This window comes from Ferrovibrio terrae, assembly GCF_943371255.1.
In the GTDB taxonomy this organism is placed as follows: domain Bacteria; phylum Pseudomonadota; class Alphaproteobacteria; order Ferrovibrionales; family Ferrovibrionaceae; genus Ferrovibrio; species Ferrovibrio terrae_B.
Window position 1 is genome coordinate 1 of sequence record NZ_CALRUC010000008.1, and the last position, 14586, is coordinate 14586.

At 63.4% G+C, this 14586-nt stretch carries 11 protein-coding genes; 10 read left to right on the forward strand and 1 reads right to left on the reverse strand.

The window, feature by feature from the left end; all coding sequences use genetic code 11:
- Positions 1-84: 84 nt before the first annotated feature.
- The 5 genes from AAG799_RS03245 to AAG799_RS03265 are packed head-to-tail and all read left to right on the forward strand — an operon-like array spanning position 85 to position 6292.
- On the forward strand, positions 85-1320 hold the full coding sequence (locus AAG799_RS03245) for an FAD-dependent oxidoreductase (RefSeq protein WP_341894361.1): 1236 nt from the start codon (positions 85-87) through the stop codon (positions 1318-1320).
- Between the two features lie 13 nt (positions 1321-1333).
- The gene (locus tag AAG799_RS03250; RefSeq protein WP_341894362.1) at positions 1334-3301 is read left to right on the forward strand and encodes a hydantoinase/oxoprolinase family protein; all 1968 of its coding nucleotides are present in this window, start codon (positions 1334-1336) and stop codon (positions 3299-3301) included.
- Positions 3298-4881 (forward strand): hydantoinase B/oxoprolinase family protein, encoded by a 1584-nt coding sequence (locus AAG799_RS03255; RefSeq protein WP_341894363.1) that lies wholly within the window; start codon positions 3298-3300, stop codon positions 4879-4881. The genes AAG799_RS03250 and AAG799_RS03255 overlap by 4 nt, the downstream gene beginning before the upstream one ends.
- A 32-nt stretch (positions 4882-4913) precedes the next feature.
- A complete protein-coding gene (locus AAG799_RS03260) occupies positions 4914-5912 on the forward strand; it encodes a tripartite tricarboxylate transporter substrate binding protein (protein ID WP_341894364.1) in 999 nt (332 codons plus the stop codon).
- Complete coding sequence (locus tag AAG799_RS03265) at positions 5909-6292, forward strand: RidA family protein (RefSeq protein WP_341894365.1); 384 nt, start codon at positions 5909-5911, stop codon at positions 6290-6292. Before AAG799_RS03260 ends, AAG799_RS03265 begins: the two co-directional genes overlap by 4 nt.
- A gap of 92 nt (positions 6293-6384) precedes the next feature.
- Here the strand turns inward: AAG799_RS03265 and AAG799_RS03270 are convergent, their stop codons facing one another.
- Positions 6385-7452 (reverse strand): amidohydrolase family protein, encoded by a 1068-nt coding sequence (locus tag AAG799_RS03270; protein ID WP_341894366.1) that lies wholly within the window; start codon positions 7450-7452, stop codon positions 6385-6387.
- 146 nt (positions 7453-7598) lie between these two features.
- On the opposite strand from AAG799_RS03270, the gene AAG799_RS03275 reads away from it, so the two are divergent.
- From AAG799_RS03275 to AAG799_RS03295, 5 genes are all read left to right on the forward strand, one after another.
- The gene (locus AAG799_RS03275; RefSeq protein ID WP_341894367.1) at positions 7599-8558 is read left to right on the forward strand and encodes a LysR family transcriptional regulator; all 960 of its coding nucleotides are present in this window, start codon (positions 7599-7601) and stop codon (positions 8556-8558) included.
- A gap of 139 nt (positions 8559-8697) precedes the next feature.
- Positions 8698-9780 (forward strand): TRAP transporter substrate-binding protein DctP, encoded by a 1083-nt coding sequence (dctP, locus tag AAG799_RS03280; protein WP_341894368.1) that lies wholly within the window; start codon positions 8698-8700, stop codon positions 9778-9780.
- A 107-nt stretch (positions 9781-9887) separates the two neighbouring features.
- The gene (locus AAG799_RS03285; RefSeq protein ID WP_341894369.1) at positions 9888-11792 is read left to right on the forward strand and encodes a TRAP transporter large permease subunit; all 1905 of its coding nucleotides are present in this window, start codon (positions 9888-9890) and stop codon (positions 11790-11792) included.
- Positions 11793-11900: 108 nt separating this feature from the next.
- Entirely contained in the window at positions 11901-13079 is a 1179-nt protein-coding gene (locus AAG799_RS03290) for a CoA transferase (protein ID WP_341894370.1), read from the forward strand.
- A gap of 552 nt (positions 13080-13631) precedes the next feature.
- Positions 13632-14531, forward strand: a complete 900-nt coding sequence (locus AAG799_RS03295) for a 3-keto-5-aminohexanoate cleavage protein (protein ID WP_341894371.1) — start codon at positions 13632-13634, stop codon at positions 14529-14531.
- Positions 14532-14586: the final 55 nt, after the last annotated feature.

Below are 14586 nucleotides of genomic sequence, written 5' to 3' on the forward strand. Positions count from 1 at the left end.
TAATTCATTTGTATGATGAGTGGCGCGCGCTGACAATCCCATCCGGCGGTGTCGTGTCCAAACGACATCCTGCGGGGGACTGGCATGCATATTGCGGTTATCGGTACCGGTGTTGTCGGGGCGTGCTCGGCAGCGTGGTTGCAGCGCGATGGTCACACAGTGACGTTCATCGATCCCCGCGAGGCGGGTGAAGCCTGTTCGTTCGGCAATGCCGGCTCGCTGTCACCCAGCGCCTGTCTGCCTGTCGGCATGCCCGGTATGTGGAAAAAGGTGCCGAAATGGCTGCTCGACCCCGAGGGGCCACTGACCATCCGTCCTGCCCATTTGCCCGCAGTGCTGCCCTGGCTGATCCGTTTCCTGCGCGCTTCCAGCCGAGAGGAAGTCTCTCGCATCGCCACTGCCATGCGCGGCCTGCTGAAGCCGGTCTTCGAAGCCTACGAGCCATTGCTGCAGCGTGCCGGTGCCACCAGCCTCGTGCGCCATACCGGCTGTCTCTATGTCTACTCCTCGCGCGAGGCGGCCAATCAGTGGAAATGGGGCATGGATCTGCGCCGCCGCCTCGGCGTCGAATTGCGTGATATTGGCAGTGATGAACTGGCCGAGATGGAGCCCGATCTCAAAGGTCGCTTCCGCTTCGGCCACTATGCGCCCGACAACGGATCGGCGGCGGACCCGTCTGCGCTGGTGAAAGCGATCTACGGCCAGGCGATCCGCGATGGCGCCACGCATGTGAAGCAGGCGGTGACAGACCTGCAGATGACAGGGGGCGTGGTGAAGGCACTACAGCTCGACAATGGCGACAGCCTCGATGTCGATGGCGTGGTGGTTGCTGCCGGTGCCTGGTCCGCGGGCCTGGCCCGCCGGGTCGGCGCGCGCGTCCCGCTGGAAACCCAACGCGGCTATCATGTCACGGTTGCCAGTTCGAACCTGCAGCTGAGCCGCACCGTGATGGCCACCGAATACAACATGATGGTCAATCCGATGGCGATGGGCCTGCGTCTGGCCGGCACGGTCGAGCTGGCCGGCCTGAAAGCGCCGCCGCGCTATGCGCGCGCCGAAGCCCTGCTGAAAAAAGGCAAGGAGCTGTTTCCACATCTCGATACCAGCAAAACCAGCCTGTGGATGGGCCATCGACCCTGCCTGCCCGACAGCATGCCGGTGATCGGCCGCGCGCCGCGAGCGGAGAATGCCTGGCTCGGCTTCGGCCATGGTCATGTCGGCATGTGTGGCGGCGCCACCACCGGCCGCGAGATCGCCAATCTGGTTGCCGGCCGCATGCCGGAAATCGAACTGTCCCCCTTCAACCCGGATCGTTTCTGATAGGAGAGCGGGCGTGAGCACAGCCGTGTTCTGGTCGATCGGCATCGATGTTGGCGGCACCTATGTGGATGTCGCCGCAGTCGATGGCACCGGCCGGTACCAGCGCCGCAAGGTCCCGCGCATTGATGCCGATCCGGCCATCTCGGTGCTCGCGGCACTCGATGACGCTCTGCATGCGATGGCGATTGCGCCCGCCACAGTTGGTCGCGTGGCGCATGGCTCGACGCTGGTCACCAATATGCTGCTGGAGCGCAAGGCGCCGCCGGTCGCGGTGGTCACCAATCGCGGCTTTGCCGATCTGCTGCTGGTCGGCCGGCAGAACCGCAGTGATCTCTATACGCTGACGCCGGCCCCGCAAACGCCGCAGGCATTGTTCCCCGATGCGCTGCGGTTCGAGATTGCCGGCCGCTGCGCGGCAAATGGCGCGGAAATCGAACCGCTTGATCCGGCCGCGCTGACCGCTCTGGCCCGGACGATTGCCGCGAGCGGCGTATCGGCGGTAGCGGTTTGCCTGCTGCATGCGGTGCGCAATCCCGCCCATGAGATCGCGGTCGGCCAAGCGCTGCTGGCGGCGAACCCCGATCTGGCAGTTTCCCTGTCACATGCCGTCGATGTGGCATCCGGCGAATTCGAGCGCTTCCTGGCAACGGCACTGGATGCCTATGTGAAGCCATCCAGCCGGCAGTATCTCAATGCCTTCTGCGCTGGCCTGCTGGCACGCGGCCTGCCGCAGCCGGTGATCGTGACCTCCGATGCCGGCCTGCGGTCGCCGGCCATGGTTGCGGGAAACCCGCTCAGCCTGGCGCTGGCCGGCCCGGCTGCGGCGATGAGCGGCTTCCATCTGCAGGGCGCGGCAGGGGGCGATAAATCTATGCCCTGCATTTCGGTGGAGACAGGAGGTACCACCACCGATATCGGCCTGATCGAACACGGCGACATTGTCTGCGGTCGCAGGATCGACATCGGCGGCCTTTCGATCAGCCTGCGGGCGACGGATATCCTGTCGGTGCCGGTTGGCGGCGGCAGCATTGTTCGGGTCAATCAGGCGGGCGCGTTGCGCCTCGGTCCGCAGTCGATGGGCAGCCAGCCTGGTCCCGCTGCCTACGGGCGTGGCGGCACGCTGCCCACATTGACCGATGCGCTGGTCGTGCTGAACCGTCTGCCCGCGACACTTGCCGGTGGACTTGCACTGGATGTTGCCGCTGCGCGCCAGGTCATGCACGGCATTGCCGAGGCGCTGGGCTGCGATATTGAGGCGGCGGCTACCGCCGTGGTCGCGACTGCCGCAGCAGCAATCGCCGAGGGCGTGAAGGCGCATGCCTATCGCCACGGGATTGACCCAACCGGTGCCCGGCTGATTGCCGGTGGCGGTGGCGGGGCGCAGCATGCCGCCGAGGTCGCCGAGCTGCTGGGCAGTGATTGCGTGCTGATCCCGGCCGATGCCGGCGTTGTGTCTGCGCTCGGCTGTCTTGCCGCATCCGAGACCGCAGCTGCGGAAAGTGCTCTCGATCTTGCACTGACCACGGCTGACTGGCCGGCCCTGATGGCGGCGGTAGAGGCCATCGTGGCGCAGGCCGAATCACAGGCGCGGATCACATGGTCACTCGAAGCCGTCTACCAGGGACAGTCGGCAGCGCTTGAATTCTTCTTCCAACCGGATCGCGATGACGCCGCCGCACTGGCGCAGCGATTCGACCAGGTGCATGAACGGGTGCGCGGCCATGCCTTCGCGCGCGGCGTGCGTCTGCTGCGTCTGCGGGGCCAGTGGATGACGCGGCCCGCCACGCTGCAGGCCACTGTGCCGGCTTCGGCAGCCGGCAGCGAAGCTGATTGTAGCGGCCCGGCCAGCATCTTCACCGAAACTACCAGCCTGTGGATTCCGGCCAGCTGGCTGTGCTGCCAGACTGCCGATGGTAACCTGCAGATGCGACGCACCGGTCAGGCGCAGACACGGCAGCAGGCATTGAAAGGGGCGGCATGACCAGTCGCCTGCCTGCCACGCTTGTGCCGCGGCTCGAGCCGGTGCGCCTGACGCTGCAGGCCGCGGCCGACCGGATGCAGGACAGCCTGATCGGCGGCGCCTATTCCGCCATCGCACGCGAGGCCGGCGACGGTGCGGCGGCCCTCTTCCTGCCCGATGGTCGTCTGCTGGTACAGGCACGCTCGTTGCCGTTGCTGCTGGGATCGCTGATTCCTGCCGTCGAGGCAGTGCTGAAGCAGTTTCCCGCCGACACGATGCGCGATGGCGATGGTTATCTGCTCAACGATCCTTTCATGGGCGGCACCCATCTGCCGGATTTGACGCTGGTGCGCCCGATTTTCCTGCAGCAGACGCTTATCGGGCTGGCTGCCACGAGCCTGCATCACCAAGATGTCGGCGGCATCACGCCAGGATCGATTCCGCCGCACGCCACCTCGATCTTCCAGGAGGGGTTGCGCCTGCCGCCGGTGCGGTCGCATCGCGACAGTCAACTCGATGCGCTGCTAGGGGCGCTGCTGGCGGCGAACAGCCGCACGCCGGACCTGCTGCTGGGCGATCTGTCCTCGCAATGGTCGGGAACATCGGCGGGCGGTCGCGAGTTGCAGCAGTTGGCGCTCCGTGAGGGTGAGCATTTCCTTGTGCTATGTGACGCGCTGATCGACCAGACCGAAACTCTGACCCGGCAGGCGCTGCTCTCCTATCCCGATGGGATTGCCAGCTGGGAGGATGCCCTGGACAGTGACGGTGTCGGCGACGATCCAGTGGCCATTCGTGTCACGCTGGAAAAGCGCGGCGACCGCCTGCGCATCGACTTCACCGGCTCGGCGCCGCAGACACGCGGTCCGGTCAACGCGGCGCCGGCCGCCGTGCTGTCGGCGGCACTGTATTTCATGCGCAGCCTCGCACCCGATGCGCCGAACAATGCCGGCTGCCTGTTGCCGCTCGATCTGCATCTGCCAGAGGGCAGCGTGGTCAATCCGCTGTGGCCGGCGGCGGTGAATGCGCGCACCGGCACGGTGAAATTGGCTTGCAATGCCATCATCGGCGCCTGGAGCGGGATTGCACCCCACACCGCCGCTGCCGCGAATGCCGGTGTTGCCGCCGTGATCGCCTTTGCCGGCAAGGACGCGGATGGCCGTGACTTTACGCTGACCGAAGTGGTGGCCAGCGGCGCCGGCGCGCATGCCGGCGGCGATGGCACGCCGGGGATTTCCACCGATGTTAGCAACGCGCGCAACACGCCGGTCGAGATCGTCGAGGCACGCACGCCGATCCGCATCGAACAGTACGGTTTTGCCACAGGTTCCGGCGGCGGCGGGCGTCATCGCGGCGGCGATGGCCTGCGCAGGGTTTATCGCCTCACAGACGGCAAGGGCACGGTGTCCTATCGCGGCGAGCGGCATCGTCATGCTGCCCGTGGTGCGGCCGGTGGTGCGGCCGGTGCGCTGTCGCGTGCCTGGATCGAGCGTGCCGATGGCCGCATCGAGGCGCTGGGGGCCAAGGCTCAGTTCGAATGGCAAGCCGGAGACCGGCTGCATGTGGAGACCGCCGGTGCGGGAGGGTGGGGAGAGCCCGAGTAACAACTGCGACTAGACAAGGATAGGAGACTGAGATGACCGGGGTATTTTATCGTAATGTACTGAAGGGGGCGGCGGGCCTGATGGTTGCTGCGGGTATGGCGCTGGCGTCTGCAACGCCGGCACTGGCGCAGGCCTACCCATCCAAGCCTGTGACCCTGATCGTGCCATTTGCGGCTGGCGGGTCGACCGATCTGCTGGCGCGGCAGATCGGCGCCAAGATTTCCGGTCCGCTGGGCCAGCCGGTGATCGTCGAGAATCGCGGCGGGGCCGGTGGTGCACTGGGCGCGAATCTGGTCGCCAAGGCCGCGCCGGATGGCTATACGCTGCTGATGGGCGTTTCCGGATCCAACGCGATCAGTGCCGCATTGCGGACGGATCTGCCTTACGATCCGGTGAAGGACTTCGCCTCGGTCAGCCTGGTGGTCAGCTCGCCGCTGGTGCTGGTGGTCAATGCCAACAGCAGCTTCAAGTCGGTGCAGGATGTGATCGCCCATGCCAAGGCGAAGCCCAGCACCTTCACGCACGGTTCGCCCGGCATCGGCACCTCAATGCATATGGCCGGCGAGCTGTTCGGCCTGGAAGCCAAGGTGAAGCTGGAGCATGTGCCCTACAAGGGCAGCGCCGCCGCGCTGCAGGATCTTCTGGGTGGCCAGATCGATAGCATGTTCGGCGATCTGCTGGTCGTGCTGGAACATGTGAAATCCGGCCGCCTGCGCGCGCTGGGCGTCACTTCTCTGACCCGGCATCCGATGCTGCCCGATGTGCCGACGGTGGCCGAAGCCGGCTTGCCGAAATATGAGGCCATCTCCTGGCAGGGCGTGTTCGCACCGGCCGGCATTCCGGCACCGACCTTGGCCCGGCTGTATCAGGAAGTATCCAAGGCGCTGGCGGCGGATGATCTGAAGACCTTCTTCACCGAGCGTGGCTTTATGGTCGAGGCTCGCAAGCCAGAGGAATCGCAGGCCTATGTGGCGGCTGAGGTAACGAAGTGGAAGGCTGTGGTGCAGGCAGCCGGGATCAAGCCGGAATGATCGAGCATATCGGCGGGCCTGTCCTTCGCGGAGGACAGGCCCAACCTCTCACATCGGTGGTTCGCGTCGATGCGCCACTGGTCTTCGTTGCCGGACAGGTGCCGATGCTGAACGGTCAGCCGGCAGCACCGGATATTGCCGGGCAGACGCGGTACGTCATCGGCATGATTGAGGCTGAACTTAAAAAAGCCGGCTGCGGCCTTGCCGATATCGTCAAGGTCACTGTCTGGCTGACCGATAAGGACGATTATCCAGCCTTCAATGCGACATACGCGGAAATTTTTGGCACCGAGAAGGCTCCGGCGCGGTCGACGGTAATATCCGGCCTGATTGCACCGGTGCGGATCGAGATGGAGGCCATTGCGGCAGCACATCGATAGCGGTGGCAGATCAAACAGGGCGATCCGAGTGTTCGACTGGACAGCGGTTAATTGGGCGCATGCCTGGCCGAGCCTGCAGTCAGCTGCTTTTCTTACATCCGATAGACACGGCGTGCGGTGCCGGCGAGCAGCTCCTGTCCGGCTGCCGAGCCATGCTCAGCTGCAATAATCTTATACGCATTCCAGAGATTGCCGTAGCTTATCGCCACGCTGTCGACCGGAAAATTGCTCTCAAACATGCAGCGCGCCGGACCGAAACGCCGGATCGCGTGTTGGAAATAGGCGCCGCGCTCGTCCACGAATTCCCGGGATGACGGCGGCATCGGACGGGTATGGGCGTCATACTGGGTGACGATCGACGCCATGCCACCGAGTTTCATAACGAGGTTCGGCAACTCTGCCAGCCTGTCGATCATAGTACACCAGGCGGCGAAGACCGGATCGCGCTCGGTAGGGCCGCGGGCATACCCGACCGGGGCACCGAGGTGATCGATTATGATGGTTGCGCCCGGCACTGCACGGGCAAGGTCGGCCAGATCGTTCAGCTGGAAATGAAACAGGAAGGCATCGAAGGCGAGGCCGCGTTCGGCCACGCGGGCCAGGCCACGGCGAAAGGCCGGATCGGCATAGAGGCCGGGTGGCGCGGCTCCGGCGAGCAACCGCGCCGAGGGGTCTTCGAGGCGGGCCGCACTCTGGCGGACCCCTCGCAGGCGTCCCGCGCCGGCCATCTCATGCCGGTCGAGCAGCATTTCCAGTTCAGGGTGCCGCAGGTCCGCATGCGCCACGATGGCCGCGATCGTTTCCGTGTTGCTGCCGCTGGCGGATTGAGCGGCCATGCGGGTGGCCCATTCCGTCTCGCCCAAGGCGCGGAGATGCTCCGGGCCATCCGTGCGGTATCCGGAGCCGCATTCGATATAGACGGCTTGTGTGACCCTATGGCCGTCCCTGGCGTCAGCGAGGAATTCTTCCAAGAGATAACGACTGGTCCGCAGCATCGCATCCGGCACGGCAGGATCGGGAAAATCACGTTCGCCCCAGAGATGGAAGTGCGCGTCGACGACCTCCTGCTCCGGTGCGAGGACCGGTTCGCGGCGCAAAGCCCACCAGTCGTGGCGCGCACCCATCTGGCGCACCCGGTACTCGCGTTCCTGCGGCGTCATTCTTTGTTCCTCCCCGGCGCGACCACTCCGGAATTGGCCCCCGAACGGCGCGCGCGGCGCGAATCATAGAGTTGAACTGGATATTACAGATAGTTAAAATTACTAATGCCAATATTCCAATATACTAAAAGCTGACAGGGGCATTCATGGAGCTGAGGCAGATTCGATTCTTCGTCGCGGCTTGCGAGGAGGGCTCGCTGAGTGCGGCCGCCAATCGCCTGCACTGCACGGCATCCGGCGTCAGCCAGCAGATGAGCGCGCTGGAGGGGCGGCTGGGGATCAGCCTGCTAGAAAGGACGCGGCGCGGTGTGGTGCCGACACCGGCTGGCCAGCGCTTCTACGAAAGGTCGCTCGCGATCCTGAAAGCCGTGTCGGAGGCAGAACTCGAGATCGAGGATTTCTCCGCCGGGCTGAGCGGCGCGGTCTCGGCGGGCTTCGCACCGGGCCTGGCGAAAGCCATCCTGCCGCCGGCGCTGGCGCGCTTCACGCGCGAGTTCCCCCGGGTCGATATCGACATCGCCAGTGGCACGGCGGATACGCTGATCGCCGACGTCGCCGGCGGCGCTCTCGATTTCTATGTCGGACAGTTCGAAAAGCCGCAGATCGGTCTGTCGGCCCAATCCATCGGCCGGTTCCCGGTCACGCTCATTTCCGGCTCCCGCCGTGGACTGATGCCGATGAAGCCGCTGAAACTTGCTGCTATGCCGCCGCTGAAACTTTTCTTGCCCAATGCGGAAAACAGCCTGCGGCCGAAAATCGATGCGGCGATTCGCAATGGCGAGATTGCGGTGGAGCGGATCATTTCCAACGCCAGCCTGTCGGCCGGGCTCGAATTCCTCGCCCTGACGGATTGGTCGGCGATCCTGCCTTACTGGATCGGTCAGAAGGAACTCGGCAATGAACGCCTGACCGTCAATCCGATTGACGATTCCACCCTTGCCGTGGAGGTCGCGTTGATCATTCCTGCCCGGCATTCGCTGTCGCGCCCTGCTCAGACGCTCTATGACTATTTCAACCAGGAGCTCCGCCGTTCCGAGGAGGAATGGAGCCGGCTCATGGCATCTTCTGCTTTAAGCTATGCTGATGATTCACTTAAGAAGAAATAAGTATTCTTAATTGATGGTCGATCCTAGGTTTGCTCCCGGAGGAACGCCGTCTGCCTGAACGGTCGACAGCGAATAGGCGCGCCCTGTAGCGCGCAATAATAAGGCCCCAGCCTCTGCCGGGCCCGGGAGGAGACAAAAAATGACATCCGATCAGCCGATCGTGGAATCCGTATCGCGTTCATCGATCAATCGCCGGGCCTTTGGCGGCCTCTCCCTGCTGGCCCTCGCCGGCACCTCGGTGGCGGCCGGCGCCCAGAGCGAGGCCCGGGCCCAGACGGCCATGCCGGAAATCGAACTGAAGATGCAGTTCGCCTCCGCTGACGGCACGCCCTGGAACGACATGGACCGGCGTTTCGCGGCGCAACTCAAGTCCATCATGGGCGGCCGTGCCAAGCTGACATTCTTCCCACCCAATTCGGTGACGCCGTTCAAGGACTGGCTGCGAGCCACCGGTTCCGGCCTTCTCGATATTGGCTTCGTCTGGCACCCGGCACTGCAGGGTAAGTTCACGCAGCTCGAACTGTTCGGCCTGCCCGGCCTTTCGAAGAATCAGACCGTTGCCAGCGTGGTGTACTGGCGCCTGCGCGAAATCTTCCCCGAGATGGGCAAACTGTTCAGCGCCAGCGACAATGTCGTCGACCTCGCCACCTTCGTCGCCATGGGCTCACACCTGCATACGCGCACGCCGATCCGCACGCTGGCGGACCTGAAAGGCAAGGTGCTCGCTGCCCAGGATTCGGCCGGCGTACGGGTGATGGAGACGCTCGGCGCCAGCGCCAGCGTTATGGTGGGGCCGGATGCCTATCTGGCCCTGCAGCGCGGCGCTGTCGACGGAGTCCTGTGCGCCTGGGGCTGGGTGAACAACTTCAAGCTCAACGAAGTGACGACCTATCACACGCTGATCAACCTCAATCCCGGCACCTACTCGACCGTGATGAATCGGGACACGCACAAGAAGCTGACCGAGCAGGAGAGAAAGCATCTCGCCGACCTGCTGCCGGTCTATTTCTTCAACAACACAATCGACGCCGCCGCAGCCGCGACGGCAGCGATCCCGCCGGAAAATATTCTTGCGCTGCCGGCCGAGGACCATGCCGCCCTTGCCACCAGAATGCGTCCGCTCTGGGACCAATGGGTACAGGCTGCAAATGCGAAGGGCATGCCGGGCCAGAAGATTCTCGACGAAGCTGTTCGCCTGCTAAAGCTCTACGATCAGAACTAGGCCCGCTCCGAAGCACCAGCGAGAGCGCGCCGCTCATTGCGGCGTGCTCTTGTCGGCTAAAAAGGTAAAACAGCATGAGTAGTGGCCTGGATAGGATCGGGACCGAGATGCCCGTCGAGCATGAAACGCCTGCGAGGGCGCCGTGGCGCGCCGTCGCTTGGACGAACCTTGCCGCACAGTGGATCGGGGGCGGTGCCCTCATCCTGATGATGGGCGTGACGGTGGCGGATGTCGTGCTGCGCAATCTCTTTTCGATCGTTGTCCCCGGCAGCATGGAGATGAATGGGCTGCTGATGACTCTCGTAGCCCTGTCCACGCTTGGCGCGGTCGAACTCGCACGCGGACATATCCGCGTCGACATGCTGCTTCAGCTGATGCCAGCCCATGCCCGCTTGCCGACCATTGGCGGCGGGCTGTTGCTCACCCTGGGAGCAGTCACGATCACCGCGTCTGAGATTCTGAAGGAAACCTCGCTTTTGATCGAGGATTCGATCGTCACCGGCGTGTTGAAGGTGCCGGAATGGCCCTTCGCGCTGATTGCGGCGATTTTCATGCTGCTGTTCGCGGTCACGTTGCTGGTCAACCTGATCGCTACGCTGAAGGACGTCGGCGCACTCCGGAAGCCGCAAGCTGTGATTATCGGCCTGGCCTGGCTGCTGGCGGCGGCTGCGATCTTCTGTCTCATCCTGTTTCCGCAGGCCCTGCCGTTCGACATGCCCCGCGAGATGCGCGGCGCTCTGTGTATTGCACTGTGTTTCATCCTGATCTTTCTGGGGGTTCATGTCGCCGCTGCGATGGCGATCACGGCGTTGATCGGTATCAGCCTGCTGATCGGTGCAAATGCCAGCCTGACCAGTCTCGGCACCACGGCCCTCGATGTTGTCGGCGACCAGACATGGAGCGTCATTCCACTCTTCACTTGGATGGGCCTCATCGTCGTCGCTTCGGGATTTGCCGAGGACCTCTATCGTGCGGCCTATCGCTGGATCGGACATCTGCCCGGAGGACTTGCCTCTGCGAGTACAGTGTCCTGCGCGGGACTGTCATCGATCGTCGGCGATACGCTGTCCGGCGTCTACGCCATGGGTTCGATCGCCCTGCCGCAGATGAAGAGCTATGGTTACGACATGAAGCTTGCCACGGCTTCGATCGCCTGTGCCGCGACCATCGGGGTAATGATCCCGCCCAGCCTCGCCTTCATCGTTTACGGCATGATCACCGAAGTCTCGATCGGCAAACTGTTCATGGCTGGCGTACTGCCGGGCATTCTGTTTGCGGTCATCCTGGTTCTGCTGATCACAGTGCGGACCTGGCTCAATCCCGCGCTGGCGCCGCGCGGCGAAGTAAGCTCCTGGCGCGAGCGGCTGGAAGCCAGCAGCGGAGTTTGGCCGGTGCTGGTACTGATGCTGCTGGTGCTTGGCGGCATCTATACGGGCATAGTCACGCCCAATGAAGCGGGCGGAATCGGCGTCGCCGGCGCGCTGCTGATTTCCGTGCTGACACGGCGGCTTACCTGGCGTGCCTTCTGGCAATCGATTGAACAGACGCTGCGGCTGACAGCAGGCATCATCCTGATCTTTCTGTTCGCCACCGCTTTCAGCCGCTTCATCGCCATCAGCGGCCTGACTCAGCAGATCGCCGGCCTGGTCGCGGGGCTCAAGCTCACCCCCTATGAGCTGATCGGCGCCATCCTGCTCTTCTACGTCATCATCGGTATGTTTATGAATGCGCTGCCCGCGCTCGTGCTGACGGTTCCTCTCTTTTATCCACTGGCCATGAGTGCCGGATTCGACCCGGTCTGGTTCGGTGTCCTTGTCGTCATCATGGTCGAGCTCGGCGTCGTCACACCACCGATCGGTGTCAATGTCTTTGCCATCGCGTCGATGACATCGGATGTGTCTATGTACGAGATCTTCCGTGGGGTTTTTCCCTTTTGGATCGCCTATTTCGCACTGGTCTTGCTGATCATCGTCTTCCCGCAGATTGCGCTCTTCCTGCCCTCGCTGATGTAAAATCGAGATGAGATTGAACATGAAGCTTGCGCCTGCTCAAAGATCCGGCCTCCTGTCCCTGGATGCAGCCATGCGAATGCCCTGCGCTGACGCGCAAAGGAAATCGTGATGCAGCCGCTCGAAGGCTTTCGGGTGCTTGACCTGACGCATGTACTGGCGGGGCCCTGTGCCACGCATCATTTGCGTTGTCTCGGCGCCGAGGTCATCAAGATCGAGCGGCCAGGCTCCGGCGATCCAATGCGGGCGCTCACAATGCAGCCGGAACACGGCGGTCTGCCTCCTGGCTTCCGAGCACTGAACGCCGGCAAGAAATCGGTCGTCGTCGACCTGTCTGCGCCCGAGGGCCGCGCTGCAGTCTTGCGGCTCGCCGAAGGCGTCGATGTCTTCGTTGAAAATTTCCGCCCCGGCGTTGCCCGACGCCTGGGCCTCGGCCCGGAAGACCTCCGCGCGGTTCGGCCCGACATCGTGTACTGCTCGATTTCGGGCTGGGGCCAGAGCGGGCCGAACAGTGGATACGGAGCCTATGATCACGTGATTCAGGCCGCGACCGGAATGATGACGCTGCAGGGAAGTCAGGCGAATGACGCCCCGGTGAAGGTCGGCTTCCCGATTGTCGACATCGCCACCGGCATCAGTGCCGCGGAAGCGATCCTGGCCGCGCTTATCCGGCGCCTGCGCGGTGATACCAGCCCGATTACGCTCGACGTCTCGATGGTCGATTCCGCGCTGGCGCTGATGTCAGGCCCCGCCGCCATGACGCTGGCGACCGGTCGTGCACCTGAACGCGTGGGCAACCGCGGATTCGTCGGCAGTCCCGGAGCGGAAACCTTTGCCACTATGGACGGCCATATTTCGGTAGCAGCCAATACAATGGGCCAGTTCGTGACGCTGTGCCGTCTGCTGGAGCGACCAGAGCTTGCCGCGCCGCCCTTCGTGCCCGCGGGCCTCGCGTCGGGTGATTTCCTGGCCAATGTTGCCAACGAGCCGCTCCGCGTCGAACTGAAACAGGCTTTCGCGTCTGCTGATGCGGCAGAACTGGATCTTGCCCTCAACGCTGCCGGCGTACCGGCTGCCAAGGTGCGCGATCTCTCCGAGTATCTGCGCGATATCTATCCGGCTACGCCAGGGATCGGCATGAACGGCGAGCCCGTGGCACTAGGGCCGGCATTTCGCTGGCAAGAAGGGCAAAGGCCAGCGCTACCGCCGGCGCCGCGGCTCGGTGCAGACACCCATTCGGTACTTCCGGCAGTCTCAAATCATCCGCGTCGCGATGCATCCTCCAGTTGACGGATGGCTGTCTGTAGCGGCCATTTCGATCCGGTGCTGATCCGTTATCGCGATCAAGGAGCGGGTGTGAACTGCAGAGGTGGCCGGCATCTGTCAGTTCGTGAGGCGGTCATCTGGCAAAGGCGGTGTTTTTTGTCCAAAATTATCCCAAACGGCAGGACTTGGTTTGCATAGCGTTTGACTTTTAGGGGGACAAGAACGCGGCGTCGTAAGCTTTTGCCAATTGCTTGGCCAGCTAAGTGCTGGAGCGGGTGAGGGGAATCGAACCCCCATCGTAAGCTTGGAAAGCTCACTTCTGCCCTCTTACCAGCTGGTAAAATACCGGGAAACTGCGGATGGAATAGTTGCTCGGGTAGCTATTCTTACGCTGCTTTAGCTGCGGTGCGTCCCAAATTGGCCCACGAAAATTTTATCTAACCAATCAAATCGACCGTTCCGCATTGTGGAACATCAATACAGCGCACGCGCTCCGAACCCTTCTTCCATGTAGAACCGAGATTAGGGATTGCCGCCAGAAGACGGCAGCGGAAGAGCCTAGGGGAGCGGGGCCGGATGATGCAATCACGCGTTATCGTTACTTGTGCCATCACCGGCAACCAGACCACGCCGGAGATGACGCCGCATCTGCCGATCACGCCCGCCGAGATCGCCGAGGCCTGCCTGGGTGCGGCCGAGGCCGGCGCCGCCGCCGTGCATATCCATGTGCGCGATCCGCAGACCGGCCGCCCGTCGATGGAACTCGACTACTATCGCGACGTAATGGATCGCATCCGCGCGCGCGACAAGGACCTCATCATCAATCTCACCACCGGCCCGGGCGGCCGTTTCGTGCCCGGCGCGGACGACCCGAAAGTCGCCGGCCCCGGTACCACGCTGATGCGGCCGGAAGACCGGGTCGTGCATATCGCGCGGCTGAAACCCGACATCGCCACGCTGGACCTGAACACCATGAATTCCGGCAAGCAGGTGGTGATCAACACGCCCGACAATGTTCGCCGCATGGCCGCGGTGATCAACAAGGCCGGCGTGAAGCCTGAGATCGAGCTATTTGATTCCGGCGACATCGCGTTGTGCAATGACCTAGTCCGCGATGGCACGTTGAAAGGCCCGCTTCTGTGTTCGGTGGTTATGGGCGTGAAATACGGCTTCCAGCCCGCGCCGGAAACCGTGCTCTATGCGCGCGGCCTGCTGCCGCCGGGCACGGTCTGGACCGCTTTCGGTACCGGCCGCATGGCCTTCCCGATGGTGGCACAGTCTTTCCTCGCTGGCGGCCATGTCCGTGTCGGGCTGGAGGATGCGGTCTATCTCAGCAAGGATGTGCTGGCCGAGTCCAACGCCGCCATGGTCGAGAAGGCGTGCGGCATCGTCGAAGCGCTGGGCGGGCAGATCGCGACGGCACGACAGGCACGCGATCTGCTGGCGCTGCCGGTGCACGAAAAAACGATGGTCTGACCACGACGAAACAACACAAGCAGGGATAACCTGCGCCATAACAATAAATCGGAGG

Bases quoted from the DNA above. Each gene is read 5' to 3' on its own strand.
- AAG799_RS03245 (WP_341894361.1), top strand. From the start codon at position 85: ATGCATATTGCGGTTATCGGTACCGGTGTTGTCGGGGCGTGCTCGGCA.
- AAG799_RS03255 (WP_341894363.1), top strand. From the start codon at position 3,298: ATGACCAGTCGCCTGCCTGCCACGCTTGTGCCGCGGCTCGAGCCGGTG.
- AAG799_RS03260 (WP_341894364.1), top strand. From the start codon at position 4,914: ATGACCGGGGTATTTTATCGTAATGTACTGAAGGGGGCGGCGGGCCTG.
- AAG799_RS03265 (WP_341894365.1), top strand. From the start codon at position 5,909: ATGATCGAGCATATCGGCGGGCCTGTCCTTCGCGGAGGACAGGCCCAA.
- AAG799_RS03270 (WP_341894366.1), bottom strand. From the start codon at position 7,452: ATGACGCCGCAGGAACGCGAGTACCGGGTGCGCCAGATGGGTGCGCGC.
- AAG799_RS03275 (WP_341894367.1), top strand. From the start codon at position 7,599: ATGGAGCTGAGGCAGATTCGATTCTTCGTCGCGGCTTGCGAGGAGGGC.
- dctP (WP_341894368.1), top strand. From the start codon at position 8,698: ATGACATCCGATCAGCCGATCGTGGAATCCGTATCGCGTTCATCGATC.
- AAG799_RS03285 (WP_341894369.1), top strand. From the start codon at position 9,888: ATGCCCGTCGAGCATGAAACGCCTGCGAGGGCGCCGTGGCGCGCCGTC.
- AAG799_RS03290 (WP_341894370.1), top strand. From the start codon at position 11,901: ATGCAGCCGCTCGAAGGCTTTCGGGTGCTTGACCTGACGCATGTACTG.
- AAG799_RS03295 (WP_341894371.1), top strand. From the start codon at position 13,632: ATGATGCAATCACGCGTTATCGTTACTTGTGCCATCACCGGCAACCAG.